This window comes from Kitasatospora sp. NBC_00240, from assembly GCF_026342405.1.
Lineage (GTDB): Bacteria > Actinomycetota > Actinomycetes > Streptomycetales > Streptomycetaceae > Kitasatospora.
Map to the genome: position 1 here is coordinate 25,336 of NZ_JAPEMU010000004.1, position 23,082 is coordinate 48,417.

Consider the following 23,082-nt stretch of genomic DNA (forward strand, 5'->3'; position numbering starts at 1 on the left):
GCGCTCACCAGCCCGGTGCTGGCCGCCGCCTTCCGATCAGGTGTTGCGGACCGGTTCACGTTTGAACCGGAGTGATCGTGAATGTCGGCTCGACCCAGGAGTGAGCAGCCTTGATCAGTCCAGCCTGCGACACGTCCTGTTGGCTCCCGTCGGGCAGGACCACCGTATAGCGGGACGTCATGTTGTTACGTAGCGCCAAGCCCCCGTCCGGTGGAGTGCTCTCGAGAAGCGAATGCACCTGACCGTCGTGCCCGGTCACATTGCTCAGCTCCTGCCGGAGGTAATCGATCACCCGTGCTACCTCTTGCGGGTCGGCGAGCACGTCCTCCAGCAACCGCTGGGCGCCGGGGAGTTGAGCTGTCTTGGGGCGGGTGACGCCGTCCGAGTACACGAGGACGACACCCCGTAGCACCAGCAAGGTGATGTAGGACTGCAGTTGCTCATAGAATTCGTACACCCGAACCCGGTCACTAGCGTTGGTCTCCTCGAAGAATTCCTTCTTCAGCACGTGGACAGTGCTGCTGATTTCCGCCAACGAGTCGTATGTCTTCTGGTGGGTTTCCCGCCGGGTCTGTTCGAGCTGCGATCCGATCGACTTGAAGGCGGCCTGGCTAAGACTGGAACGCACCGTCTCGGTCTGACCCTGGGCATTCAGATCGGCGTTTACCTCGCCGCCCCACAGGCTCGTGGCACCCGCTTCCCCATGGAATTGGGCATTGAGCTGGTAACGGTAGCTGTCGCTGCTTTCGTCAGACGATAGGTTGGTGTCGAGCCTGTCATAGAAGTCCTCGGTCACCTGAGTGTCCTGACTGTCCAGCATGCTCTGCCTAAGATTCTGCAGACTGGTGTCAGTGGTCTCAGTGACCAGGAATTTCTGGATCTTGGATCCGGCGCCGATAGACCGTGTGTCGATGAGCCGGCCGAGGCTCACTGGCCCCACCAGCGTTGCCATGTCGTAGTCCTCGGCAAGGAACAGTTGTGGCCGGTCGATGAATTGGGCGAAGACCGGGAACCTTTTTGCTACCGGCCCCTGGTCAATGACCTGCCGCCGCCGGAAATCATAGAGCACGTAGTTCTCGCCGGAAATGAAGTTGATGTCCTCTTCGTGGGCGCCGGTACCGTAGAAGGCATAGTCTATTCGGTCGAGGAACATCTCGGGCAGGTCCCATTCCTCACCGATCGGGATCGGCCCGGCTTCCGGACGACTACCCGTGCGCAGATTGTGCCGCACGTATTTCCCGTCCTTGAAGAAGTGGATCATCCCGTCGAACCGGGTCCCCATGCCGTGCAGTGCCACCGGAACCCCTGGCGTCATCCATGTGCCGTCAGGAGCTGCCCATACCCCGGCTGCCCAAGCACCGAGGATGCCACGCGGTCCCTCGGCCTGTGCCCATCCCCGCACCGCATCCATCGAGTAGTACATCTCGTCTTTGAAGAACGTCCACAGGTTAGGAAAGGCTGGACCACTCCACACAGCCGAGTGGATGCCGCTGCGGAAAAGCTGCGGCAGCGCCCCGGCGCCCCATGGCTGGGTGAGCGGGATGGGCCCTTCGACCACCGCGTCGTCGAGCAAGTCGTAGAGATAGTATTCCGAGCCTTTGAAGAGCCACAGACCGTTGGGGTGGGACGCGTCGGCATTCAAAACGGCGTCAAAGGGGCGGGGATCATCGGCCACGTCCGAGAGGTCAAAACGCTCTCGCGGCAAGCCGAGAGACGTGAATACCCTGTGCAAACTTGTACTGCTCAGCGGTCGGTAACGGCCTGTTTCAGTCATTGTCAAAAACCCTTCATTATCCCGGGAATTCGTCCCCACTACTCCCTGGCGAAGCTGAGATAGCAGTCCGACAACGTTGGGAAGGTGACGTCTGAAGCCAAGCCCCGCTGCCGCTTGGGGCGGACTCGCGACAGCGGCGCTATCGGTGACCTTTTCCCGGGGTCGGCTAGCCAACGCCCGATCTGATCGAATCCTCGCATCAGGCCGACGCGTTCACGTTGCGACTAATTCTCTGTTCTGCTGCGTGGCGAATTGTCGAATTCCAGGCGTTTCCTTGCCGGGCCTTCCAGAGCGTCCAGCAGCTCGCCCTCGTGATAGATGCGCCCTGCTTGAAGGAATTTGGGTGCGGGAGAGAGTGCGATGTAGAGGTCTGCATTTCCATCAAGCTGACGTAGCCACAGCAGGAAGGCCCATAGGGCTGGAATCTTGAGTGTGCGCAGTTCATATCGGCCTGACTGCACATCAGGGATGTCGTCGAGCCCCCGCAGGGCCGATGCCGTCGACTGCACAAACGGCCCCATGTTCACCTGCTCCAGTACGGGCGGCCGCTCGTCGCTGCCGATGGACAACTCGCTGCTCGCCACGGCACCGTCCTCGGTCAGGACCAGGTACTGCCAGCCGGTGGCTGCCGAGTTCCTGATTGATTCGCGCGCCACGATCTGCAGGAGTCCGAGATGGTGTACCGGCCGGGGCGCTGAGAGCGTTACATCCGTCTCAGGCAGGGCCTGCATGCCCGCCTCACCTTCACGGTGACTGCGCTGAGTGAATCGGGCAAGGTTCTGAAATCCGGTGAGCGCAATCTCGTGTGCACTGCCGGGCGGAGATGCGAATTCGACAGCCACAGGTCACCTCTTCGTAAAGTATGTACTCGCCCAGGTTCCTGACCCGTGGTACGAGGTACGGAGAGTGTCATATTCGATGAATGATGGACCGTACTCCGAGTCCTGAACCTGGACCCACTGTTCATGGAAGGCGATACCGGGGAACCCGCTGATGATTTCGTCCGTAAAAGCGCTGATGACCACGGCATGGCCTCCACCACCCTCCCAAAGAACAGCCGCAACCACTGGACGGAGAGCTTTGATCTCTGTCGCCACTGTGGGCTGCAAAGCCACCGGCGTTCCCACGATGCGTTCCAAGCACTCGACTGCATCCAACCCCGCCCCCAAAAACGCATCTTCGTCACATATTGACGGGTTTTCGCAGCAACCCCTTTGGAGTAGATCGTCCACCAGTAAGCACTGCAACCAACCGGAGTTCGGCTCGTAATATTTTTTGATACTGACCGCTGTCGCCGCCCAGCACCAATTGGGCTTTTGCTGAAGCTCCATAACGAACGGGAATCCGCCTGACGACATCCCACCCATCTCCTTGTTAACTGAAAGCTAGCATTCGCGCGGGGAAGACTGCTAATGCAGCTCATTACTCACGCTTCAAGAAAGGGTCGTAAACCGAATTCGAAGCGAGGTGCTCAGCGGAAATTTCAAGAGTTATTCATGACTGCAGCCCCGCCTTGAGTATCTGTTCGTATACGATTGAAAATCCGTCGAATGGGCCCCGGCGGCCAGCTGGGGAAGCCTCGGTTACTGCTAAGCGCGCCTCAAAAGATCGACGCAACGCGACTCGCTTTGAAGTGAATCTTCGTGCCTGGTGAGCAATTCCTCGCACGGAGACGTCAACTCGTTGTCGCTTACGTACAATCCACGATCCTCGGCCAAGAGAGGAAACGCAACTGCAACTACGACTTCGTCTTCAGGACGGTCGACTGGGCCGAGGTACCTGCGCACAGCCTGGCGCCTGCCTCCGGCGCGCTGAACTCCCGTTGACGCCGTTTCATAGAGCCTGGAGCCCCCCCCCGGGGGGGGGGACGTCGCCTCCGTCAGTACCATTCTGGACTCGCCGCAGCTAACCTCGCCGCCGAGGGCCTGTGCGAACTCGCCTCCGCGCAGCTCCTGCAGAAGCTGCGCGACCACGACGGCCACCGGCCCGCGTGGGCGGCCCGGATCCTGCCCGACGGGCTGCTGGCTCCTGCGCTACCGCGAGCTGCACACCGCCTCGGCCACCGGCGAACTGCCGCCTTGGCCGCCCGTGCCCGCCGGGATCGACCTCACCAGCTCGGAGATCGCAGTCCTGCGGCACGTCGTCGCGCTCGCGCCTCTGCTTCCCGGCGCCCGCACCCAGGCACTCGCCGACGCCCTCGCCCAAGCCATGCCCGGGACCGTAGGCACCCACTGGACGGTGCCCGCCACCGCCGAGCACCTGGACGCGATCGAGGCCGCCTTCCGACTCGAGATGCTCACCGGCGCCAGCAACAGCCGCAGCAACCACCGCGTTCGGCGCGAACACCGCAACATCAACGAACCCCTTGCCCGCCTCACCCACACCCCCGGTACCTGACCGGGTGACCAGACCGGGTCAGTCGGCCCGCAGGATCCGCGAGACGTAGATCGCCGGCGGATCAGCGTCCTCGTTCACCGCGTACTCCACCAGCCCGAGATCCCGGCGCAGCGGCGCGGAGTGCATGCCGGGCCGGCCCGGGACGGGCATGCTCAGGTGGGGGAAGGGGTTCTCGCGCAGGTCGACGATGAACGCGACGACGGCGGAGAACACCTCGGCCGGCGTTCCCGGGTCTTCGAGGAACTCCTCGACCACCGGGGAGAAGGTGATCGGGTCGTCCTCCTCCGGCTCGTCGTCGTACTCGCTCACTGGGCCCCACGGCGGCGCAGCACCTCGGAGGCCGACGTGCCGGGCGCGGTGCCGGCCTGGATCGCGGTGTGGATCCGGTCGCCCTCCGGGTCGCGGTACAACCCGGCCCGCAGCCACCAGCGGCGCAGCACGCCGCCGATCGTCGCGTCGTCGGCCTCGCCCATCTCCCGGTAGAACTCCATCCGCTGCGCCGGTGGCAGGGCCGCGGCGACGCCGTCCTGGGTACGGGCGATGGGCTGGCGGCCGTCGTGGTGGCCGTGCTGGGGCGCTGCGCTCACCGTTCCTCCGGAAGCTCTCGTGCGGGCGGGACCGGTACCAGTGTCCTCCCCCCACGGGTCCGGACGGTACCCGGGGCATCACCCCCCGAGTCGGCGCGGCTGCCGCTGTGGGAAGGGCACCGAACTGCGGTCGAAGCGCCGTCGTAGTCGGCATGACGGCCGCTGGCCGGGACCTCGGGCTCGGGGGCGCCCCGGCGCCCGCAGGGGCCGATCCGGATCCGGCGGCCTGAGCCGCCTCCTGCTGTCCCGGGTCGGCCTGTGTCGGAGCCGGTGCCGGGCTGCCCCCTCTGGGCGCCTTCCACAGGGCACCGGCTCGACGCGGGCTCTCGTCACCGCCCGCCGGGCGCACCTGCACCTGCCCGGAGGAGTCTCAGTTGGGCCGGGCAGGTGTGCCCGGCGCCGTGCGGGTGGTCAGTTGGGCGTGGTGGCGCTCTGGAAGGTGAGGTGGCGGGCGATGGCGCGGAGGTCGTCGGTTCCGGCGACGGCAAAGGTGTAGGCACCGAGGGGAGCGCTGAGGGCGAAGTAGCCGTCGCGGGCGATCGCGGTGGCGGTGATCGGGGTGCCGTCGAGGTGAAGGACGGCGAGCTCCCCGGGGTCGGGGAGGGTGATCGGCGGCGGGGCGTCGTCGCCGTGGTTGGCGATGTAGGTCCGCAGGAAGCCGTCGAGGGAGAAGAGCGGCTGGACGCGGGCCTGGGCCGGGACGGGGCGTACGGTACGGACCAGCAGGCGGTGCCGGCCGTCCTGGTGGTACTGGACGTCGACGTCGGTGAGGAATCCGTCGGAGGACTGGCGGCCGTGCAGGGCCGTCCAGCCCGGGTGGGGGTGGGCGAGGACGGCCACCCGGCCCTCGAACTCGCGCAGCGTCCGCTCCCAGTCGGGCCCGGCGGGGTGGTGGGGCCCGAGCGGGCCGGGGACGCGGATCATCGAGGTTCCCTTCCTGCGGGTCGGGCCGGGGCATGCGAGGTGTCCCGGCCCGGCCCGATGGTGGTGTGTCAGTTGATGCCGTAGTGGACGGTGACCGGCCCGGGGTAGCAGTAGGCGCCGTCGATGAGGGCGGCGTAGCTGCTGGAGCTGTCGATCCAGGCACGGCCGTTGCTGGGGCTCAGGCCGCCGACGGTGCGGTGGCCGCTCCAGCTTCGGCGCTCCGCGAGGCCTGAGGGGCCGAAGTCCTGGTGGCTGGTGCCGCTGGCGTCGGACAGGTAGACGTTCCAGTAGTAGAAGATCGCGGCGTCGCCGGCGTTCAGTTCGAAGCCGGTGGAGATGTCGACGGAGAGGTTGCCCAGCGCGATGCCGGACAACCAGGCCTTCCCGCAGGAGGGCGAGATGAAGTCGCAGTAGTCCTCCTGGACGGGCTGCACGCCCTGCCCGGTGTTCTTCAGTGTCTTGCCCCACCGGACGGCGGCCTTCGCCTGGGCGGCGGCGTCCTGCTCGGGGGTGGCGTTCTTCACGACGGAGTACTCGAAGCCGGCGGGGCTGGTCTTGATCGTGTAGCCGTGGGCCTCGGCCACCGCCTTGTCGTACCCCTTGAAGACCAGGCCCACCTCGACCGCGGTCGCCGTCGGCTCCGCCGGATCCGTCGTCGCGGCGGATGCGACGGGCGCCGTCATCAGAGTTCCTGACCCTGCGAGTCCGATGGCCGCCACCGCGGTAGCGAGCTTGCGATAGGTCATGTCCCTCCCCCTTTCTCTCCGACAGCCTCCCGGCTGTCAGAGACATGACTATCGAACCGCAGACCCCACCGGCACCCTCCACACCAGAGGTGGCCGGATCAACCCAGTCAATATCCGAGTACGAACAGCCGAACGAGAGCAAGGATCCTGCGGGAACGTCCTGACGACTACAGGCAGATGAACCCCGCCCAACCGTACTAAAGCCGGGCAGCCGACTCGGCGGCGGGCGGGCCGTCGGGAGCCCGACCGTCTTCTACGCCTATGGCCGACCCCCAAGCAGGGAGGGCCGGCCCGGCTCTACCGGCATGGCGCGGCCGGGTCACTTCCAGGGGGGTGTGCCGGTCCCCTCGGCCCATAGGGCGAGGGCTCGTTGGTCGACGGTGCGGATGCCGACCTGGGCGCAGAACGCGGCGGCGGCTTTGGTGAAGGCGCTGGTCGTCACCACGAGGGCCTGGTCGCAGCCGTGAATGTCGCGGAAGGTGCCGTTGACCTTCTGGACGTCCTGGGAGCCGACGAGGTTGCGCGGTGCGTAGCGCTTGGCCTGGATGAGGATGCGTTGGCCGGTGGGGGTGGTGGCCAGGACGTCGGCGGCGAGGTCGCCGGCGCCTCCGACCACCGTCACCTTGGTGCAGCCGTCGCGGCGGCACAGGTCGGCGAGGGCGTGCTCGAAGGCCTTGGGGCTCATGGTCAGGAACGAGCCGATGTGGCGCAGCTGGGCGACGCGTGCCGTGAGTTCCCGGCGTCGGGTCAGCACCCGGGCGCGTAGCACCCCGGCCGCCGCCACGATGCCCGCGGCGAGCACCGCGAGGACGAGCAGCAGGTGGTGGGCCAGCCACGTCACCACCAGCGTCGATCCCCGCGAGCCGGCCGAACCATCCTCCCGTGATGACGCGGGCATGGCCTCTCCCTCTCCCTCGTCCTGACGCGCTCGTCGGCGGATCCGGCGCTGACGCTGTTGGTAGAGCGACCTGAAGCGGTCAGCCGGCATTGGGCCGGGTCGCGGTCACCTGGCGGAGGAACTCGGTGTTGTTCATGGTCTTCTTCAGCCGGTCCTGGAGCAGTTCCATCGCCTGCTGGGTGTCCAGGCCGTTGAGCACGCGGCGCAGTGTCCAGGTTGCGGAGGTGCAGGCAGGGCCGAGGAGGAGTTCCTCGCGGCGGGTGCCGGAGGCCTGGACGTCGACGGCGGGGAAGATGCGCTTGTCCGCGAGCCTGCGGTCCAGGCGCAGCTCCATGTTGCCGGTGCTCTTGAACTCTTCGAAGATCAGGTCGTCCATGCGGGAGCCGGTGTCGACCAGGGCGGTGGCCACGATGGTGAGGGAGCCGCCGTTCTCGATGTTGCGGGCGGCGCCGAAGAACTTCTTCGGATGGTGGATCGCTGCGGAGTCGAGGCCGCCGGTGAGGGTGCGGCCGGAGGCGGGGGCTGCGGTGTTGTAGGCGCGGGCGAGCCGGGTGATCGAGTCGAGCAGCACGACCACGTCGTGTCCGAGTTCCACCAGGCGTTTGGCGCGCTCGATGGCGAGTTCGGCGACGGTGATGTGGTCGCGGGCGGGCCGGTCGAAGGTCGAGGCGATGACCTCGCCCTTGACCGAGCGCTGCATGTCGGTGACCTCCTCCGGACGCTCGTCGACCAGGACGACCATCAGGTGGGCCTCGGGGTGGTTGCGGGTGATCGCGTCCGCGATGGCCTGCATGATCATTGTCTTGCCGGTCTTCGGCGGGGCGACGATCAGAGCGCGTTGGCCCTTGCCGATCGGGGCGACCAGGTCGATGATTCGGCCGTTCAGCTGCCCCGGGTCGGTTTCCAGGCGCAGCCGCTGCTGCGGGTGGAGCGGCGTCAGCTTGGTGAACTCGGGCCGGTCGTGGGCCTGGGGGGCGGCTTGGCCGTTGACGGTGTCGATGTGGGCCAGGGCCGGGCGGCCGTCGCCGTTGCCCTGGGCGCGGGTGGTTCCGGTCAGTACGTCGCCGGGGCGCAGGCCGAAGGTGCGCACCTGGGCCAAGGACACGTACAGGTCGTCCGGCCCGGCTTGGTAGCCGGAGGTGCGCAGGAAGGCGTGGTCGTTGCGGATGTCCAGGATGCCGGCGGCCGGGATGAGGTCGCTCTTCGGGGTGGATGTGGCCTGGTGCGAGCGGCGGCCGGCTGGTGTCCGCTGTGACGGTACGTCTGGTGAGGTGCGGGGACTGGCGGCGCTGGCGGGCCGGGGGTTCGTAGCCGGAGGGGCGGTGGCGCGTTTGGCGGTGATCGCATCGACGAGCTCGCCCTTGCGAAGCCGCGCGGCGCCTGGGATGCCGAGGGTGGAGGCGAGTTGGTGGAGCTCGGCGCGCAGCAGGCAGTCCAGCGCGGGGTGGCCGGCGGCCGGTTCCCGCAGGGCGGTTCGGGATGTGGTTGATGGTTCGGTTGCAGTGCTCATGAGAGGGTCCTCCCCTGGAGGTGGTGTCGAAGGGCGGCAGTACCAGGTGGGCCGTGCAGCTCCAGGCGCGCCGGAACGCGGTGGTGTCCCAGCAGGGCTGGCTGCGGCATGGTCGGCGCGGTGTCGGCACGCGACCTGGGCCTGCGCATGGTGCGACGCCGAAAGCTGGTGTCGCCGTGATCTGCGGTGCGGTCTCCGCTGGCAGGAAGTGCGTCTGCCGATTTCTCGACCGCGATCAGTTCGCGGGAGGGAGTGGAGTGCTCCGTTGCCGACCATGATAGCAGGGCCCGTCGATCGCGCCCTTGGGATTCGGCGGGAGTGGGCCGCGGAGACGATGACCGCGGCGCTCGACGGGGCCGGTGCGAGCACTACGCCGCGCCGCGCCGTACAGGGAGGCGGGGCCCGATGCTCTCTGTCCCGAACCGGGCGCGGGCCTGGTCGGCGACGGCTTCGATGCGGCGCAGCCGGTCCTCGAGCGGGTTGGAGCTGAGCTGTCGGGACGCCTGGGGCGCGCTGCGGATGCTGTCCGCTTCGGGGGTGAGTGCAGCGAGTTCGCCAACGCCCTGATCGTCAGGGCCCGCCCCCCCGGGGGGAAGTGCGCAACTCGCCTTCCGCCGTGGCGCCGTCCCGAGGCGGTCAGATGGTCCCGCGCAGCTTGGCCAGTGCTTCGTTGAGCAGGATCTCGCCGTCTTCCTGGCTCCGGCGTTGCCGGACGTAGCCCAGGTGCGTCCTGTAGGGGGCGTTGCCTGCGGCGACAGGGGCCTGGTCGGGGTCGGGGCCGGCGGGCAGGCCGCACTTGGGACAGTCCCAGGTCTCCGGGGCCACGGCCTCGATCGCGAAGGTGGGCTGGGTGTGGTGGCCGTTGCCGCACCAGAACGACACCGCTCTGCGAGGGGCGAAGTCGCCACGCTCGGACTCCCCCATCGGCCCTGCACCGATGCGCGAACCCCTGATACCACTACGTCCCTGCGCCACGATCGCTCTCCTCGGCCATGATGTCCACGCCTCGGATGTGCATGGGGACGCCCAGCGTACGGCCACCCTCCCGCAACGCCGTCACGGCCTCCGCTGGTCGCTCTGCTCAAAGCCGTGGCGCGGGTGGCGGGCGGCAGAGGGAAGTCAGATTCCGCGGAACCCCAGGGGGCGGGTTGCTGCAGGGCCGCCACGGCCTCGTCGATGCGGCTCACCCCACCCCGCCCGGGGTCCGGGGCGGCAGGCAGGCGGCCGCCGCACAGTGCGGGTGTGGCGGCCGTGGGTGGGATTGGCTCGGCGGTTGGAGTCAGTCGGCCCCGAGGAGGGTGTGCAACTCGGCGGTGTCGATGACGTGGGCCCGTGAGGGGAAGACGCGATGGAGCAGGATGTTGTGGACTTCGGTGTCGGGGTCGGCGACGCCGTCGGACAGGACGTAGAGCTGGTAGTCGCGGTCAGCCGCGTCGATGACGGTGGACAGGACGACTCCGCTGGTACTGAAGCCGGAGACGACCAGAGTGGTGATCTCGTGCTCGCGCAGCTGCTCGTCGAGATCGGTGGTGGACATGCCGCCGTAGCGGATCTTGCGCACGATGATGTCGCCGTCCTGGGGCGCCAGGCGCTCGTGGATGGCGGTGGCAGCGTCCTCGTGGTGCATGAGGCGGTGCTGGGCCAGCGGGGCAAAGGACTTGTTGGTGGCCGGGATCGCGTCCCAGTCGGCCTCGGTGAAACCGACGCGGACGTAGGCGATGGTGCCGCCATTGGCGCGGACGGCAGCGATGGCACCTTCCATCCGGGCCAGCAGGGCGTCGTAGTCCCAGCCTTCGGACAGATGGGCCAGGGTCGCGGGCTGGTAGTCCATGACGAGAAGGGCGGTGCGCACGGGGTCGAGCGCGGGGGCAGTGCTCACGCGAGCTTTCTCCTTGCTGGTGGTGCTGGTCGGCGCTCAGCCGGCCAGTGGCTTCGGACGGAGGTCGAGCAGGGGCATCGCCGGCAGGGCGGCTGCGGCTGTGATCACAACGTCCGGCAGTGCAGTCGGCGCGCCGCCGAGTTACCCGCGGACAGCCAGTGATTGGACGGGACGTGTATAGGCGGACCGGCCGCAGCGTGTTTTCGGGCGAGCTGCGGGTTGCGGTGTGTCACGTTTTACTCCGGATCAGATCTCCCTCGTGGTGCAGCGCGTGGTCGTGCCGGGGAAGCAGGAAGGGGGTGATCAGGATGAGAAGACCGGCGATGGCGATCGCGGTGCGGGGGCCGGTGATGCCGGCCAGCAGACCCCATAGCGCGGTTAGGGCTGCGATGGTGAGTTTGCTGGTGACCGACCACGCTGACAGGGTGCGGGCGATCCGGTCCGTCGGGACTTGCTCGAGCCGGTAGGTGGCGAACACCGGGTTGAACACGCCCATGCAGGTGATCAGTCCGAACTCGACCGCGATGACGAGCACGAGCCCGGCCACGCCGGGCCGGATGAAGGCCAGCCCGAGCGACCAGCACGCGCGCAGTGCCCCGGTGGTGAGCATGACCTTGTGCCGTCCGAACCGTGCGACGAGTCGGCGGGCCAGCCGTGAGCCGATGGTGCCGCCGACACAGGGCAGGCCGAACGCGAGGCCGTACTGCCAGGGGGCGAACCCGAGGTCGCCGAGCATGAGGACGGCGAGCAGCGGCGAGGTTGCCAGGATCAGGCCGTTGACCAGGACCGTGTTGAAGAACAGGGGGCGCAGGGCCGGGTGGGTCAGGACGTACCGCCACCCTTCGAGCAGGTCGCCGGGCCGGAGCCGCGCCCCCTGCACGCCGGTACGTACGGGGCGCGGCTCGCTGCCGCCGATCGCACGGATTCCCGCGGCTGAGAGCAGATAGCTGACCGCATCGGCCACCACGGTCATCGCCGGTCCGAACAGCCCGATCGCGGCCGTGCCGACCGGCGGTCCGAGCACGGTGGCGGTCCAGGTGGTGGACTCGAATCGCCCGTTCGCGACGAGCAGGTCCTCCGGCCGCACGAGCGCCTTCAGATACGCGCCACTGGCCGCACTGAAGGCGATACCGGCCGCACCGACGACGACGGAAACAACCAGGAGCTGGACGAAACCGAGCAGACCGAGTGCGTACGCGGCAGGGACGCTCATCAGTGCCACGAACCGGGTCAGGTCCATCGCGACCATCACCGGCCGCTTGCGGCGGAACTCCACCCACGGCCCGAGCGGCACCGCCACCGCGGCCCCCACCGCAAGCCCCGTGGCCGCCAGCACCGACACCTGGGTCGGCCCGGCGTCCAGCACGAGGATCGCGATCAGAGCGAACGCGTCGAACGCGAGCCACGTGCCGAACGTACTGACCCCATACGCCGCCCACAGCCACCCGAACTGCCGGCCCAACCCTCTCCTGCCCACCATGCTCAGCGCACCCCTCAATGTCCCACCCGAACAAGCTGACGTTGACCAAGGAGAGCTAAGCGAGCAGCACAACAGCAGGTCAAACAACCAACCTGCCAGCAGGTCACAACCGAACGTTGTGCACTAGGGTGGATCGGCATGGACCTCGACACCGTCCGGACCTTCGTCGCCGCCGCCGACGCGGGGCAGTTCCAGGAAGCCGCCGCCGAGCTGGCGGTCACCCAGCAGGCCGTCTCCAAACGCATCGCCACGCTGGAGCGCAACCTCGGCGTGCGGCTGTTCACCCGCACCGCGCGCGGCGCCGAGCTCACCATCGACGGGCAGGCGTTCCTGCCCCACGCTCGCGAGCTGCTGCGTGTCGCCGAGCGCGCGGTCGCGTCCGTGCACTCGGCCAGCCGTCCGCTGCGCGTCGACGTGATCAACTCGCGCGGCGCGGCGTCGGGCCTGATGCGCGGCTTCCACCGCGCGCACCCCGAGATCGACCTCGACGTGCTGATGCTGTTCGACATCGAGACGGCCGTCACCGCCATCCGCTCCGGTGCGATCGACGCGTCCTTCCGCGCCGTCGCCGTACCCGGCCGGCCCCTTCCCGAGGACATCGAGTCGGTCCGGGTGCTCGACGAGCCGCTCCAGCTCCTCACCGGCCCCGCCCACGCGCTGGCGGGCGCCCGGTCGGTGCCCGTCGCTCAGCTCGCCGGGCACCGGATCTGGATGCCCGGCATCGTTCCCGGTACCGAGTGGGCCGCCTACTACGACGACCTCGTCGCCGAGTTCGGCCTCACCATCGAAGCGACCGGCCCCAACTTCGGTTCCGACGCGCTCCTCGACACCGTCGCCGACACCCCGGCCCTGGCCACCTTCATGGGCGAGCAGACCCGCCTCGTCTGGCCCGCCGGCCTCGACCTGCGCCGCATCCCGGTGACCGACCCGACGCCCGTCTACCCGCACTCACTGATCTGGCGCCGCGACAACCCACACCCCGCACTCACCGCACTCCGCAACTACCTCGGCTCCACACAGCCCCACCGCCCCGACAGCGAGACTTGGACACCCACATGGACACAGCGGCAAGCAGCACCGCGTCAACCATCGGCAACGACCTCGTGAGCCGCAACAGCTAGGCCTCCGTCCCCTCGTCGTCATCGTCGAGTTCGACCGCGTCCGGGTCGCGCAACGGACGCAGGCCGCCGACCGGGATGGAGGCGGTGAAGCTATAGCGGCCCAGGACGTTGAGGTTCTTGTGCTTGAGCTGGGACAGCCGCGCGATGTCCTCGTCAACGGATCTCGTGTCCGTCGGCGCGGAGCTGGGCGACAGCGGCGTCGATGTACCGCGTCGTCCACAGCACCACGGCGTTCAGGACCAGACCGAGTGAGCCGAGCTGGTCCTCCATCCCGTCCCGGTACGCCTGGTGGATGGTCCCTTCTTGCCGTGGCAGATGTCGCGGGCGAGCCTGTGCCGGGACTCCTGGACGGTGAGCTGCTTGTGCATCTGGCGACGGTAGGTGTCGTCGACCGGGTCGACGACGGCGAGCAGGTGCAGGGTCTTGGCGCCCGTACTCGGCGAACGCCTGCCCCAGCGGGGTGGGGTGGCCCTCGCGGCCGAACATCCGCAGCAGGTCGTAGGCCCGGACCTGGTTGGTGACCAGGGAGCCGGCTACCCGCAGCATGTCCGGCCAGGCGGTGAGGACCTTCTTCACGCTGACCTTGTTGCGGGCCAGCGTCTCCAGCGGCCCGTACCCGCCCGCCGGCTCGGCGCCGGGCATCTGGGCCTTCCAGAACCGCTGGTCTTCGAGGTCCTTGAAGCGCGGGGAGAAGCGGTAGCCGAGCATTTTGAAGATGCCGAAGACCATGTCGGAGTACGAGGCGTTGTCGGTGGCGACCATCTCCGGCTTCACCCCGCCGTCCAGGTTCAGCAGCGCGTCCAGAATGAACAGCGAGTCGCGCGGAGTGCCGGGCACCACCATCTGCCCGATGCCGATGACCTGGTCATTGATGGCGTTCCTCCTTCCTGCTGCCCGACATGCCCGGGGGATTGAGGCCCCTGCGTAACCCGGATGCCACGAGGAAGGTATGACGCCGTGCCCCAGCGGCGGTTCGATAATCCGTTTGGTAAGCCGTCGGCCGGGTGCTATGAACACAGAGTGACTGTGTTTGTGTGCTCGGCCTGCGGGCTTGCCATCACTGGACCGCTGACTGAGCTGCCCGAGGTGCCCGCCCGTCCAGGGAACCAGGGCTACCCCAAAGCCGACGGATCACGTCGTGCCACCGCGACCACGCCGCTCGGCTTCTTCGCTCTGGAACCCGAGCCGTGGGGTGCACCGCTCGTGCCCTGTGCCGAGCCCCGCCCGGTCTTCGCCGGCGGCCCCTGTCTCGGAGACCCGGACGATGTCGACGGGTACTTGGTGTCCGCCGGCACTCGCAACACGGTGGTCCTGCACCCCGACGACGCCCGCGGCCTTCGGGAAGACACTGACTATCTGAGGCACTGCAGCGGATGCTGTGGTCTTCACGGCCAGGCAGGCATGAACCGCCTGTGCCCCTGTGGCGCGCACGTAGGCACACTCATCAACGACTGCAACACCGCGTATGAGCTGCACCTGGAACCCAGCCAGGTGCGCTTGATCACGGATTGATTCCCCAGCTCGCAACGTTGGTGAAAGCTGCTCACATGTTCGGAAGTCGGGTGCGCATCGCAGATCACGCCGGGTGGGACCGGGGCTTCCCGGTGAAGTACCTCCTGGTCCAGGAAGACGAAGACGGCGTGGAACAGCTCTGGGGGAGGTGCGCGGGCGTCGAAGGGCTGTTCGTCGACCCAGTCCCGCCGCCACGGGAGATCCTCACCCTGCGCGGATGCAGTCCCGACGGCCTCCTGGGCGATGTCCTGGCCGAGCCCGACGTCTCGTTGCGGGGTCTGGGCGACGTGTGCGTCGAGGTCTGGGACGACGAGCAGCCCGTGCAGTGGTGGACTCTCGTCGATGCGGTCATGGTGGCCCATCAGCCCCACCCCGGCGACCCGGCGCGGTACGACATCGTGCTCGGCGCCGGCGTCAGGAACGAGGAGAGCTTCTTCGAACTGCCTGCGACACCACGCTTCGAGCTATTCGCGGGAACGACGGTCGCTGGTGCGAGTGCAGGCCGGTGCTCCGCCGTGGACGGCCTGTTCAAGTCGCGAGCGGACCCGACCCCCGTCCCGATGGAGCTGATCGGCTGCGAGGCTACGGAGCCACTGCTCGTAGGGACTCAGCGACCACGCCGGTGGACACGGGGCTGGGCCGATCTCCTGGTGCTGGATCGCCATGGCGCCGTGATGGCCTCGCGCACCGTGGGCCTGGCCATCACCGGAGCGCGCCCGTCTGTGCTCGGCGATGGGCTGGAAGACATCACCCTCACCGATGGCGGCGCCGACCGACCATCGCCGGCGGCCCGCCCGATCTGGGCGCAGTGGTATCAGGGCCCGCCGGCAGCACCCAACATGTGGGCGCCGTACGACTCGCAGGGCAGGGCCGCTTGGCTCGACCTCACCACCCGTGCCTGGCGGGTGCCCGCGCCCCGACCGGACCGCTCCGGCGGCGAGTACCACCTCGACGGCCGGTTCGTCACGGACGTCACCGGGCTTCACTGCGCGATCGCCGAGGCATTGCTCGGACCTGGCCGCTACTTCGGCCGGGAGTGGAACGCCTTCAAGGACTGCCTGTGCGGGGGATTCGGAGTGGCCCCGCCCTTCACCTTGACCTGGCATGACTCCGAGATCGCACGCCGCGCACTGGCGGACGTTGTGGAGGATCCGGAGGGTCAGCTCTCCTACTTCGAGGAGATCGTGCAACTTCTCGAACGGCGCGGCGTCACGGTCGTACTCCGGTAGCCCGGAGGCACCCGAGCGACTCCGACTCGGCGACGGGGCTGAGCAAGATTCAGCGCCTGCTGTTGCCGGGCGCGAGCAGGCTGGTGACCTCGTCGACCTGGGCCGGGCGCAGAGCGGTCCGGTCGATGAGGCCGGCCTGCCGCAACAGGAACTCCCTCTCGGCGAAGAAGCTCCGGCCCGCACCGGAGAACCGGTCGATCAGGTTGAGGATGGCCTGCAGTCTCCTCCTCGTACGCGGGCGCATCGGCGTACGCCTGCTTGGGGGTCGGCACGGCCCCGTCGAACGGGTCGGTGCTCACGGGCGGCCCTTCCCCTCGCGGGTGAGCAGGTCGGTGGCTGCCAGGGCCTGGACGGCCGGCGCCCACTGGGCGAGCAGTTCCATCACGTCCGCGAGGGTGGCCGCGTAGGCGGTCAGCGTCTCGCCGCTGTCGTAGCCCATCAGGTCGATGGCGAACCCGGGGACGGCGCCGTGGCGGTTGTAGACCCGCAGGTCGAGCGGGAGTTCGTCGCCGCCCTCGCGGGTGGAGGTGCCAGCGCTGGTCCAGCGCGAGAACCCGGCCGCCTTGAGCATGCCCTCCCAGTCGCCGTCGTTGTTGTTGTCCGGGGCAGGGTCCTCGTCCAGGTCGACCCATCGGCCGCTCACGTACATCTGCCAGTTGCTCAGCATCGTGGAACTCCCTTTCACAGGCCCTTGCGGCGGGCGGCGTAGTCGACGGCGGTGGAGTGCTCGGCGGGAATGGGCGGCAGCGCCGCGCCGGTGTCCTTCGGAGCTGCGCGGTAGCGGGCGCGCAGCTCCGAAGGACGGTGTCTTGGGCTGCTCGGAGATCCGGCCTCTTTCGCGTTTGTGCGGGTGGTTCAGGTGCGGGCGAGGGCGGTGAGGGTGCGGTGGCGGGGGAGGATGCGGGCGGCGGCGAGGAGCAGGCGGTTGGCCGTGCCGGGCACGACCGTGGGGCGGCTGCGGCGGCGCAGGGCGCGTAGGGCGGTGTCGACGACCTGTTCGGGGGTCTGCACCAGGGCGGCCGGTGCGTCGTCGTGCGACTGCGACTCGGTGGCGGTCATGCCCGGGCAGAGCGCGAGGACGTGGATGCCGGATGCCCGGTGCTCGGACCAGAGCGCCTCGGAGAAGGCGGTGACGAACGCCTTGGTGGCGCTGTAGACGGCGAGGTCCGGCAGCGGGGTGTGGGCAAGGGTGGAGGAGACGTTCAGCAGGGCATCGCCGGGGCGGGCCTGGGCGAGGAAGGCGTGGGAGAGGGTGACGAGGGCCTCGCAGTTGAGGCGCAGCATCTCGTGGGCGTGGGTGAGTGGGGTCGTGGCGAAGGGGCCGGTGGTGGCGGTTCCCACGTTGTTGACCAGGAGGTGGACGCGTCGGTCGGCGAGGAGTCGGGCGGCGTTGTGGAGGCCGTCGGGGTCGCCGAGGTCGGCGGCCAGGTAGTCGTGGGCGGGGCCGAGTTCGGCCGTCAGGGCTTGGAGTCGCTCCTCGTTCCGGGCGACGGCGATCACCCGGTGGCCGCTCGCGGCCAGGCGGCGGGCGAAGGCGCGGCCGATGCCGGCGCTGGCTCCGGTGACCAGGGTGGTGGGGCGGTGGGCGGTGTCGGAGGGCCGGGGTGTCGCGGCGGTCGGCTGGGTGGTGGTCATGATGGCTGCGTCTCAGTTCGCGGCGGGTCGGGTGGCCGGCTGGAAGCGGAAGGAGGCGGCCTCCATCAGGGGCTTGCGCTGGGTCTTCTGGACGGCGGCGATCCGCCACGGGCCGTCGGCCTCGCGCACCACCGTGTACGTGGCGAGCTTGCGGAACTTGCCCTGCTTGCCGTCCTGCTCCGGGGTGCCGCCCTTGCGGACGTCGCCGCGGGTGACGACCACGGCCGCGTCGGTGCCGTAGAAGCGCAGGTCCGTGATGTCGAGGATCAGCCGGGTGCCCTTGAGGAAGCTGTCGAACAGGGCCTGGTGAGCGCGGCCGATCTCCTCGCCGCCGCGGTAGACGGTGCCGACGTAGGTGACGTCGGTGGCGTCCTCGGTGAAGCAGGCGCCGTACGCGGTGCCGTCGCCGTCGGCCCAGGCTGCGGCGCCGCGCTCCAGCAGGGCGCGGATCGCGGCGGCGTCGGACGCGCGGGGGGCGGTGGTGTGGTGGTCGGCGGTCATGGTGTCGTCCTCCGGGTTGGGGCGTGCGGTGGTGGCGTGCAGGCGCGGGTGCCGGTGTGCGGGCGGAGCCGGCCGGTCACTTCTCGGCCTCGGGCATGGTCGCCGAGTCCCAGAGGAAGGAGAGCCGCTCCATCACGTTCTGGCGCTGGGTGTTGTGGAAGGCGGCGATGCGCCAGCTGTGGTCGCTCTGGCGGACCAGCGTGTAGGACTGCGTCTTGGTCAGCTCGGACGGCTTCTTGGGCGTACCGCCCTTGTAGGTGTCGCCGCGGCTGGTGACGACGGCGGCGTCCGGCCCGTAGAAGCGGATGCCGAGGAAGGAGTCGGCGAGCTTGGTGTCCTTGACGAATCCGTCGAACAGGGCGCGGTGGGCGTCGGCGATGTCGCGGCGGCCCTGGTAGTGGGTGCCGACGTAGGTGGTGTAGGTGGCGTCGACGGTGAACTGCTCGCCGTACGTGGTGGCGTCGCCCCGGCCCCAGGCGTCGGTGAGAGCGCGGATGGTGTCGCAGACGGCACGGTGATCGTCGGTGGTGGGCGTGCCGGCCGGGGTGGCGGTGACGGCGGGGGTGACGGCGGCGCAGTCGGCCTGGCCGAGGTTGCGGACGTCGGACGTGGCGTCCAGCCAGAAGTACCCGCCGGCCGCGGCGACGGCGAGGGTGAGGGCGGTGATGCCGAGGGCGCGCTTGACGGTGCGCCGACGGTTGGTGCGCCCGACGTTCCCGGTGCTCGTCGGGGCGCTCTTCAGGTCCGTCGGGTCGGTCGCCTCGGTGGTGGTGACGGTGCTCATGGTCTCCCCCTCATGATAACTTCTTTGAAGAAGTTACTGCGTCGAAGATTTCTCTTCTCTGAGGAAGAGATTAGGGAGTGGAGAAGCCCGTGTCAACACCTGCCGTGCCATCCGATGCGAGTGAGGTCTACCGCCGGTACCTGAGCGCCGTGATGCTGCACGGCCATGCCAGCGCCAAGGCCTGCGAGCTCGGCGCCACCGACCTCTACGCGCTGAACATCCTTCAACTGACCGGCCCGATGACCCCCGGCGAGCTCGGCACCCGCACCGGCCTCACCACCGGGCCGACCACCCGCCTCGTCGACCGCCTCGAACAGGCCGGCTACGTGCGCCGGGCCCCGGACCCCGGAGACCGCCGCAAGGTGATCGTCGAACCGATCGGCAAGCCCGCCGACCTCGACCGGGTCATGGCCCCGGCCCGGCAGCGGATCGGCGAACTCCTCAGGGGCTACTCGCCCGAGCAGCTCGAAGTCCTCTTCGACTACTTCGCCCGCGCCACCGACGCCTACCACGAAGCCGCCGAGCAGCTGCGCACCCACAACGCCGACTGAAACGCCGACACGGCGCCGTTGCGCTCTGCCGGCCGTTTCGCGCGGAGCGTCGAGGAGATGCAGACCCCGTACGCCTACCCGCAGGAGAACGGCCACCGCAGCGACGTGCGCTGGGCCGACATCACCGCGGACGGCGGCGAGGGCCTGCACGTCGAGGGCGACCCGGTGTTCGGCCTCACCGTCCGCCGCTGGACCAGCGAGCAGCTGGAGAACGCACGGCACCCGACCGACCTGCACCCGGCCGACCGGACATGGATCAACCTCGACCACGGCGTGCACGGCGCCGGATCCGCTTCCTGCGGGCCAGGTGTCCAGGAGAAGTACTGGCTCCGGCCCGTCCCGGCCTCGCTGCGCCTCGTCCTGGCGGCAAGGAGCTGAGAGAACACCCGTAGCCGGCCATGACCAGCGGGTCACCCCGTCAAGGAGCAGCTCGACCGGATCGCGTCCCAGCTGCCGCCGCATCTCCACGCAGCAGGCGAGTTTCCGGGGGCGTTCGACGGTCGGCGGGACGTAGAGGACGAATCGACTGTCGGCCGACGTTGGTGGTGGCGAGCTCGCCACACCGACGTCGGCCGGGCCACATCTTCACCGCCGAGCGACGGGCCACGGGCCGGATGGTTCCACAGCGCGAACAACGGGCGGGCCGTTCAGGTCCGGCCCGCCCGGTGTGGACCCCGTGCGTCGCCTCACCGCGTGGCGCGTCCGCGCTGCGGTCGGGGCCGCCGATGACCTGCCCGGATGTCGTCGGCCCCGTGTGACACTCGGAGTCGATCGGTGCTTCGGGCGTGGGTGAGGTGGTTTCGATGGTGGTGGTCCCGGCCGGTGATGTGCGGGTGGCCGCGGTCCGGGCGGCGTTGGAACCCTTCGCGTGGCGGTCGTTCACCGCCGAGCTGGTCTGCCGCCGTGCGGTTGCCGCCATGAACGGTGAACTCGCATTCCCCCGTCCTCGTGGTCCACGCGAAAGTCGGCCGGGCCCGCGGGAGGAGTGCGTCGAGGCGCTGGTGGAGGTTCTGGCCGGCTGCCGGTGGCGCTCGCTGACCGTCGAGGGGCTGAGCCGGCTGATGGTGGGCGCCGCGATCGCGTGGCGCCAGGAGCGGGCGTGGTTCGACATCCGGCTGGGCCTGCTGCTGGACGGCGTGGGCTGAGCGGCAGCAGGCCCCGGGTAGACGCAGGCGCTACTGGCGGGCCATGTGCATGCGCATCTCGCTGGGGGCGTCGACGATCAGGTCGCCGGACATGTCGACGGTGACACTGTGCAGCGTGCCGGTGAAGCGGAACGGCGCCCGGTAGTCGGCGGTGACGGCCGATCCAGGGTTCGCTCCGCAGCTCATGCCGCCCGGATTGAACGCGACCGGCGTGGTGTACGGCATCTCCATCTCGCCGACCAGGCGCCCGTCGACGTAGAGCTGCGCCAGGCCGGGTGAGCCCTTGCCGTGGGCGATGTCCGGGGCGCCGGTGGGCTCGAACTCGAAGCGCAGCGTGTGCCGGCCCTCGGGGAGCACCTCGCCGGAGGCCACGTGGTGCAGAGCGCGTTGCACGTAGTTGTGGGCGTAGCGCAGGCGGTTGTCCTTGACGTACAGGGTCCAGCCGCCGGCGTTGGTGCCCTGGCACAGCAGGACGCCCTCGGCGCCGCCGGGTGGGATCTCGACGTCGGCGGTGATGCTGTGCGGGCGGTTGAGGACGCGGGGGGCGACGGCGGCCGGCAGGACCTGGGTGCCTGGCCGGAAGGTGTAGCTGGTGCGGTCCTCGGTGATCTGCGGGCGCTCGCCCATCATCCGCTCAAGGACGCTGCCGTCGATGGGCAGCACGTTGTACCGGCCCGCCTCGACGTACCACAGGGCGATCATCTCGATCAGCTTGCTGCGGTTCTCCTGGGCGAGGTTGCGGGTCTCGGCGACGTCCTCCTCGACGTGGTAGAGCTCCCAGTGGTGGGCGTCGAGGTCGTCCAGGTCCGCCATGGTGATCGGGGTGCCGAACGGGCGCTCGGCCTCGGCGAAGGAGGGGCCGGGCCAGGGGCAGACGGCGCGCCAGCCGTCGTGGTCGATGGCCCGATGGCCGAGCATCTCGTAGTACTGGGTGCGGTGGCGGGTCAAGGCGGCGGGATCGTCGAAGGTGTGGGCGAAGCTGACCCCGTGCAGGGGCGACTGGGTGACGCCTCGGATGGTGGCGGGCGCCTCGATGCCGAGCACGTCCAGGACGGTGGGGACCATGTCGATGATGTGCGCGAACTGGTGGCGGATCTCGCCGCGGGCCTGGATGCCCGCGGGCCAGTGGACCAGGAAGGGGTCGCTGACGCCGCCGCGGTAGGTCTCCCGCTTCCACCGGCGGAACGGGGTGTTGCCCGCCCAGGTCCAGCCCCACGGGTAGTGGTTGAAGGTCTCCGGGCCGCCGATCTCCTCGATCCGCGCCAGACTCTCTTCGATCGTCTCGGGCGCGTTGTTGAAGAACTGCAGCTCGTTGGTGGTGCCGGCGGCCCCGCCCTCGGCGCTCGCGCCGTTGTCGGAGACCACCATGACCAGGGTGTTGTGGAACTCGCCGGTCTCCTTGAGGAAGTCCAGCAGCCGTCCGATCTGGTGGTCGGTGTGCGACAGGAAGCCGGCGTAGACCTCCATCATCCGCGTGGCCAGGCGCCGTGCGTCGGGCGTCAGCGACTCCCAGGCAGGCACGTCCGGGTCGTGCGGGGACAGTACGGCGTCCGGGGGAACGATGCCGAGCTGCTTCTGCCGGTCGAAGGTGTGGGTACGGTAGGCGTCCCAGCCGTCGTCGAACCGGCCCCGGTACCGGTCCGCCCACTCCTTCGGGACATGGTGCGGGGCGTGCGTCGCGCCGGGGCAGAAGTTCAGGAAGAACGGCTTGTCCGGGGCGACCTGCTTGGCGTCCGCGATGAAGGACATCGCCCGCTCGGCCAGGTCCTCGGTGAGGTGGTAGCCCTCCTCCGGCGTGGCCGGCGGCTCGACCTGGTGGTTGTCGTACACCAGGTCCGGGTGCCACTGGCTGGAGTCGCCGCCGAGGAAGCCGTAGAAGCGTTCGAAGCCCCGCCCCAGCGGCCACCGGTCGTAGGGCCCGGCAGCCGACTCCTGCTCGGACGGCATCAGGTGCCACTTGCCGACCATGTACGTGTTGTAGCCGTGCTGCAGCAGCATCTCGGACAGGAACCCGTTCTCGAACGGGATCTGCCCGTCGTAGCCGGGGAAGCCGGTGGCGAGCTCGGTGATCGCCGCCATCCCGTTGGCGTGGTGGTTGCGGCCGGTCACGATGCAGGAGCGCGACGGCGAGCACAGCGCGGTGGTGTGCATGTTGGAGTACAGCAGGCCGCCCGCCGCCAGCGTATCCAGGTTCGGTGTCTCGATCGGGCTGCCGTAACACCCGAACTGCCCGAACCCGGTGTCGTCCAGCACGATGAACACCACGTTCGGCGCACCCGGCACCGCCCGCACCGGCTGCGGCCATGCCGGAGTCGACTCGTCCGTCGTCCGCCCGATCACCCCCGGGAACGTCTGCCCCGGCTTGTACTCGCTCCACGATGCCTGCGTCATTTCGTTCTCCGTCCCATC

At 68.9% G+C, this 23,082-nt stretch carries 25 protein-coding genes and 2 pseudogenes; 7 read left to right on the forward strand and 20 right to left on the reverse strand.

The window, feature by feature from the left end:
• Positions 1–55 precede the first annotated feature (55 nt).
• The 3 genes from OG689_RS43120 to OG689_RS45135 form a co-directional block, all read right to left on the reverse strand.
• Positions 56–1,675, reverse strand: a complete 1,620-nt coding sequence (locus OG689_RS43120) for a hypothetical protein (protein ID WP_266328947.1) — start codon at positions 1,673–1,675, stop codon at positions 56–58.
• Between the two features lie 323 nt (positions 1,676–1,998).
• Complete coding sequence (locus OG689_RS43125) at positions 1,999–2,616, reverse strand: hypothetical protein (RefSeq protein WP_266328948.1); 618 nt, start codon at positions 2,614–2,616, stop codon at positions 1,999–2,001.
• A gap of 3 nt (positions 2,617–2,619) precedes the next feature.
• The gene (locus OG689_RS45135) at positions 2,620–3,141 is read right to left on the reverse strand and encodes a papain-like cysteine protease family protein (protein WP_354536929.1); all 522 of its coding nucleotides are present in this window, start codon (positions 3,139–3,141) and stop codon (positions 2,620–2,622) included.
• A gap of 721 nt (positions 3,142–3,862) precedes the next feature.
• Between OG689_RS45135 and OG689_RS43130 the strand changes: the two genes are divergently transcribed.
• Positions 3,863–4,171 carry a hypothetical protein gene (locus tag OG689_RS43130; RefSeq protein WP_266328950.1) on the forward strand — a complete coding sequence of 103 codons (309 nt, stop codon included), beginning with the start codon at positions 3,863–3,865 and terminating at the stop codon, positions 4,169–4,171.
• Between the two features lie 18 nt (positions 4,172–4,189).
• On the opposite strand, the gene OG689_RS43135 is transcribed toward OG689_RS43130, so the two are convergent.
• The 9 genes from OG689_RS43135 to OG689_RS43175 all read right to left on the reverse strand — a co-directional run bounded on the left by OG689_RS43135 (position 4,190) and on the right by OG689_RS43175 (position 12,195).
• Positions 4,190–4,480: a hypothetical protein gene (locus tag OG689_RS43135; protein ID WP_266328952.1), complete on the reverse strand. Its 291-nt coding sequence runs from the start codon at positions 4,478–4,480 to the stop codon at positions 4,190–4,192.
• A complete protein-coding gene (locus OG689_RS43140; RefSeq protein ID WP_266328954.1) occupies positions 4,477–4,758 on the reverse strand; it encodes a hypothetical protein in 282 nt (93 codons plus the stop codon). Before OG689_RS43140 ends, OG689_RS43135 begins: the two co-directional genes overlap by 4 nt.
• Before the next feature lie 411 nt (positions 4,759–5,169).
• The gene (locus OG689_RS43145; RefSeq protein ID WP_266328956.1) at positions 5,170–5,682 is read right to left on the reverse strand and encodes a hypothetical protein; all 513 of its coding nucleotides are present in this window, start codon (positions 5,680–5,682) and stop codon (positions 5,170–5,172) included.
• A gap of 68 nt (positions 5,683–5,750) precedes the next feature.
• Positions 5,751–6,365 carry a hypothetical protein gene (locus OG689_RS43150; RefSeq protein ID WP_266328958.1) on the reverse strand — a complete coding sequence of 205 codons (615 nt, stop codon included), beginning with the start codon at positions 6,363–6,365 and terminating at the stop codon, positions 5,751–5,753.
• A 382-nt stretch (positions 6,366–6,747) separates the two neighbouring features.
• Positions 6,748–7,326 carry a restriction endonuclease gene (locus OG689_RS43155; protein ID WP_266328960.1) on the reverse strand — a complete coding sequence of 193 codons (579 nt, stop codon included), beginning with the start codon at positions 7,324–7,326 and terminating at the stop codon, positions 6,748–6,750.
• Positions 7,327–7,405: 79 nt separating this feature from the next.
• Positions 7,406–9,112: a transcription termination factor Rho gene (rho, locus tag OG689_RS43160; protein ID WP_323189413.1), complete on the reverse strand. Its 1,707-nt coding sequence runs from the start codon at positions 9,110–9,112 to the stop codon at positions 7,406–7,408.
• A 360-nt stretch (positions 9,113–9,472) separates the two neighbouring features.
• On the reverse strand, positions 9,473–9,811 hold the full coding sequence (locus OG689_RS43165; protein ID WP_266328964.1) for an RNA polymerase-binding protein RbpA: 339 nt from the start codon (positions 9,809–9,811) through the stop codon (positions 9,473–9,475).
• 304 nt (positions 9,812–10,115) lie between these two features.
• A complete protein-coding gene (locus tag OG689_RS43170; RefSeq protein WP_266328966.1) occupies positions 10,116–10,715 on the reverse strand; it encodes a cysteine hydrolase in 600 nt (199 codons plus the stop codon).
• A gap of 229 nt (positions 10,716–10,944) precedes the next feature.
• Entirely contained in the window at positions 10,945–12,195 is a 1,251-nt protein-coding gene (locus OG689_RS43175) for an MFS transporter (RefSeq protein WP_266328968.1), read from the reverse strand.
• A gap of 138 nt (positions 12,196–12,333) precedes the next feature.
• Between OG689_RS43175 and OG689_RS43180 the strand changes: the two genes are divergently transcribed.
• Positions 12,334–13,302, forward strand: a complete 969-nt coding sequence (locus OG689_RS43180; RefSeq protein ID WP_266328970.1) for a LysR family transcriptional regulator — start codon at positions 12,334–12,336, stop codon at positions 13,300–13,302.
• Positions 13,303–13,469: 167 nt separating this feature from the next.
• On the opposite strand, the pseudogene OG689_RS45140 reads toward OG689_RS43180, so the two are convergent.
• Together OG689_RS45140 and OG689_RS45145 are read right to left on the reverse strand one after the other, a co-directional pair.
• A pseudogene (locus tag OG689_RS45140) lies at positions 13,470–13,684 on the reverse strand (Tn3 family transposase).
• 118 nt (positions 13,685–13,802) lie between these two features.
• Positions 13,803–14,159, reverse strand: a pseudogene (locus OG689_RS45145) (Tn3 family transposase); the annotation flags it as partial.
• Between the two features lie 177 nt (positions 14,160–14,336).
• On the opposite strand from OG689_RS45145, the gene OG689_RS43190 reads away from it, so the two are divergent.
• Together OG689_RS43190 and OG689_RS43195 are read left to right on the forward strand one after the other, a co-directional pair.
• Positions 14,337–14,828 (forward strand): hypothetical protein, encoded by a 492-nt coding sequence (locus OG689_RS43190; protein ID WP_266328972.1) that lies wholly within the window; start codon positions 14,337–14,339, stop codon positions 14,826–14,828.
• Between the two features lie 50 nt (positions 14,829–14,878).
• A complete protein-coding gene (locus tag OG689_RS43195) occupies positions 14,879–16,057 on the forward strand; it encodes a barstar family protein (RefSeq protein WP_266328974.1) in 1,179 nt (392 codons plus the stop codon).
• A 49-nt stretch (positions 16,058–16,106) separates the two neighbouring features.
• On the opposite strand, the gene OG689_RS43200 is transcribed toward OG689_RS43195, so the two are convergent.
• The 5 genes from OG689_RS43200 to OG689_RS43220 form a co-directional block, all read right to left on the reverse strand.
• Positions 16,107–16,301 (reverse strand): hypothetical protein, encoded by a 195-nt coding sequence (locus OG689_RS43200; RefSeq protein ID WP_266328976.1) that lies wholly within the window; start codon positions 16,299–16,301, stop codon positions 16,107–16,109.
• 51 nt (positions 16,302–16,352) lie between these two features.
• Complete coding sequence (locus OG689_RS43205) at positions 16,353–16,724, reverse strand: hypothetical protein (RefSeq protein WP_266328978.1); 372 nt, start codon at positions 16,722–16,724, stop codon at positions 16,353–16,355.
• A gap of 188 nt (positions 16,725–16,912) precedes the next feature.
• A complete protein-coding gene (locus OG689_RS43210; protein WP_266328980.1) occupies positions 16,913–17,692 on the reverse strand; it encodes an SDR family NAD(P)-dependent oxidoreductase in 780 nt (259 codons plus the stop codon).
• A gap of 12 nt (positions 17,693–17,704) precedes the next feature.
• Complete coding sequence (locus tag OG689_RS43215) at positions 17,705–18,193, reverse strand: SgcJ/EcaC family oxidoreductase (protein ID WP_266328982.1); 489 nt, start codon at positions 18,191–18,193, stop codon at positions 17,705–17,707.
• 76 nt (positions 18,194–18,269) lie between these two features.
• Positions 18,270–18,977 carry an SgcJ/EcaC family oxidoreductase gene (locus OG689_RS43220; RefSeq protein WP_266328984.1) on the reverse strand — a complete coding sequence of 236 codons (708 nt, stop codon included), beginning with the start codon at positions 18,975–18,977 and terminating at the stop codon, positions 18,270–18,272.
• 104 nt (positions 18,978–19,081) lie between these two features.
• On the opposite strand from OG689_RS43220, the gene OG689_RS43225 reads away from it, so the two are divergent.
• The 3 genes from OG689_RS43225 (at position 19,082) to OG689_RS43235 (ending at position 20,673) form a co-directional block, all read left to right on the forward strand.
• On the forward strand, positions 19,082–19,528 hold the full coding sequence (locus OG689_RS43225) for a MarR family transcriptional regulator (RefSeq protein WP_266328986.1): 447 nt from the start codon (positions 19,082–19,084) through the stop codon (positions 19,526–19,528).
• A gap of 18 nt (positions 19,529–19,546) precedes the next feature.
• Complete coding sequence (locus tag OG689_RS43230) at positions 19,547–19,906, forward strand: hypothetical protein (protein ID WP_266328988.1); 360 nt, start codon at positions 19,547–19,549, stop codon at positions 19,904–19,906.
• A 425-nt stretch (positions 19,907–20,331) separates the two neighbouring features.
• Complete coding sequence (locus tag OG689_RS43235; RefSeq protein ID WP_266328990.1) at positions 20,332–20,673, forward strand: hypothetical protein; 342 nt, start codon at positions 20,332–20,334, stop codon at positions 20,671–20,673.
• Between the two features lie 30 nt (positions 20,674–20,703).
• On the opposite strand, the gene OG689_RS43240 is transcribed toward OG689_RS43235, so the two are convergent.
• Positions 20,704–23,064: an arylsulfatase gene (locus OG689_RS43240; RefSeq protein WP_266328992.1), complete on the reverse strand. Its 2,361-nt coding sequence runs from the start codon at positions 23,062–23,064 to the stop codon at positions 20,704–20,706.
• Positions 23,065–23,082 lie beyond the last annotated feature (18 nt).

Excerpts from the sequence above, each read along its gene's own strand:
- OG689_RS45135 (WP_354536929.1), bottom strand. The coding sequence starts at position 3,141 with ATGGGTGGGATGTCGTCAGGCGGATTCCCGTTCGTTATGGAGCTTCAG.
- OG689_RS43145 (WP_266328956.1), bottom strand. The coding sequence starts at position 5,682 with ATGATCCGCGTCCCCGGCCCGCTCGGGCCCCACCACCCCGCCGGGCCC.
- OG689_RS43150 (WP_266328958.1), bottom strand. The coding sequence starts at position 6,365 with ATGACGGCGCCCGTCGCATCCGCCGCGACGACGGATCCGGCGGAGCCG.
- OG689_RS43155 (WP_266328960.1), bottom strand. The coding sequence starts at position 7,326 with ATGCCCGCGTCATCACGGGAGGATGGTTCGGCCGGCTCGCGGGGATCG.
- rho (WP_323189413.1), bottom strand. The coding sequence starts at position 9,112 with ATGGTCGGCAACGGAGCACTCCACTCCCTCCCGCGAACTGATCGCGGT.
- OG689_RS43175 (WP_266328968.1), bottom strand. The coding sequence starts at position 12,195 with ATGGTGGGCAGGAGAGGGTTGGGCCGGCAGTTCGGGTGGCTGTGGGCG.
- OG689_RS43180 (WP_266328970.1), top strand. The coding sequence starts at position 12,334 with ATGGACCTCGACACCGTCCGGACCTTCGTCGCCGCCGCCGACGCGGGG.
- OG689_RS43200 (WP_266328976.1), bottom strand. The coding sequence starts at position 16,301 with ATGCGCCCGCGTACGAGGAGGAGACTGCAGGCCATCCTCAACCTGATC.
- OG689_RS43205 (WP_266328978.1), bottom strand. The coding sequence starts at position 16,724 with ATGCTGAGCAACTGGCAGATGTACGTGAGCGGCCGATGGGTCGACCTG.
- OG689_RS43210 (WP_266328980.1), bottom strand. The coding sequence starts at position 17,692 with ATGACCACCACCCAGCCGACCGCCGCGACACCCCGGCCCTCCGACACC.
- OG689_RS43215 (WP_266328982.1), bottom strand. The coding sequence starts at position 18,193 with ATGACCGCCGACCACCACACCACCGCCCCCCGCGCGTCCGACGCCGCC.
- OG689_RS43220 (WP_266328984.1), bottom strand. The coding sequence starts at position 18,977 with ATGAGCACCGTCACCACCACCGAGGCGACCGACCCGACGGACCTGAAG.
- OG689_RS43235 (WP_266328990.1), top strand. The coding sequence starts at position 20,332 with ATGGTGGTGGTCCCGGCCGGTGATGTGCGGGTGGCCGCGGTCCGGGCG.
- OG689_RS43240 (WP_266328992.1), bottom strand. The coding sequence starts at position 23,064 with ATGACGCAGGCATCGTGGAGCGAGTACAAGCCGGGGCAGACGTTCCCG.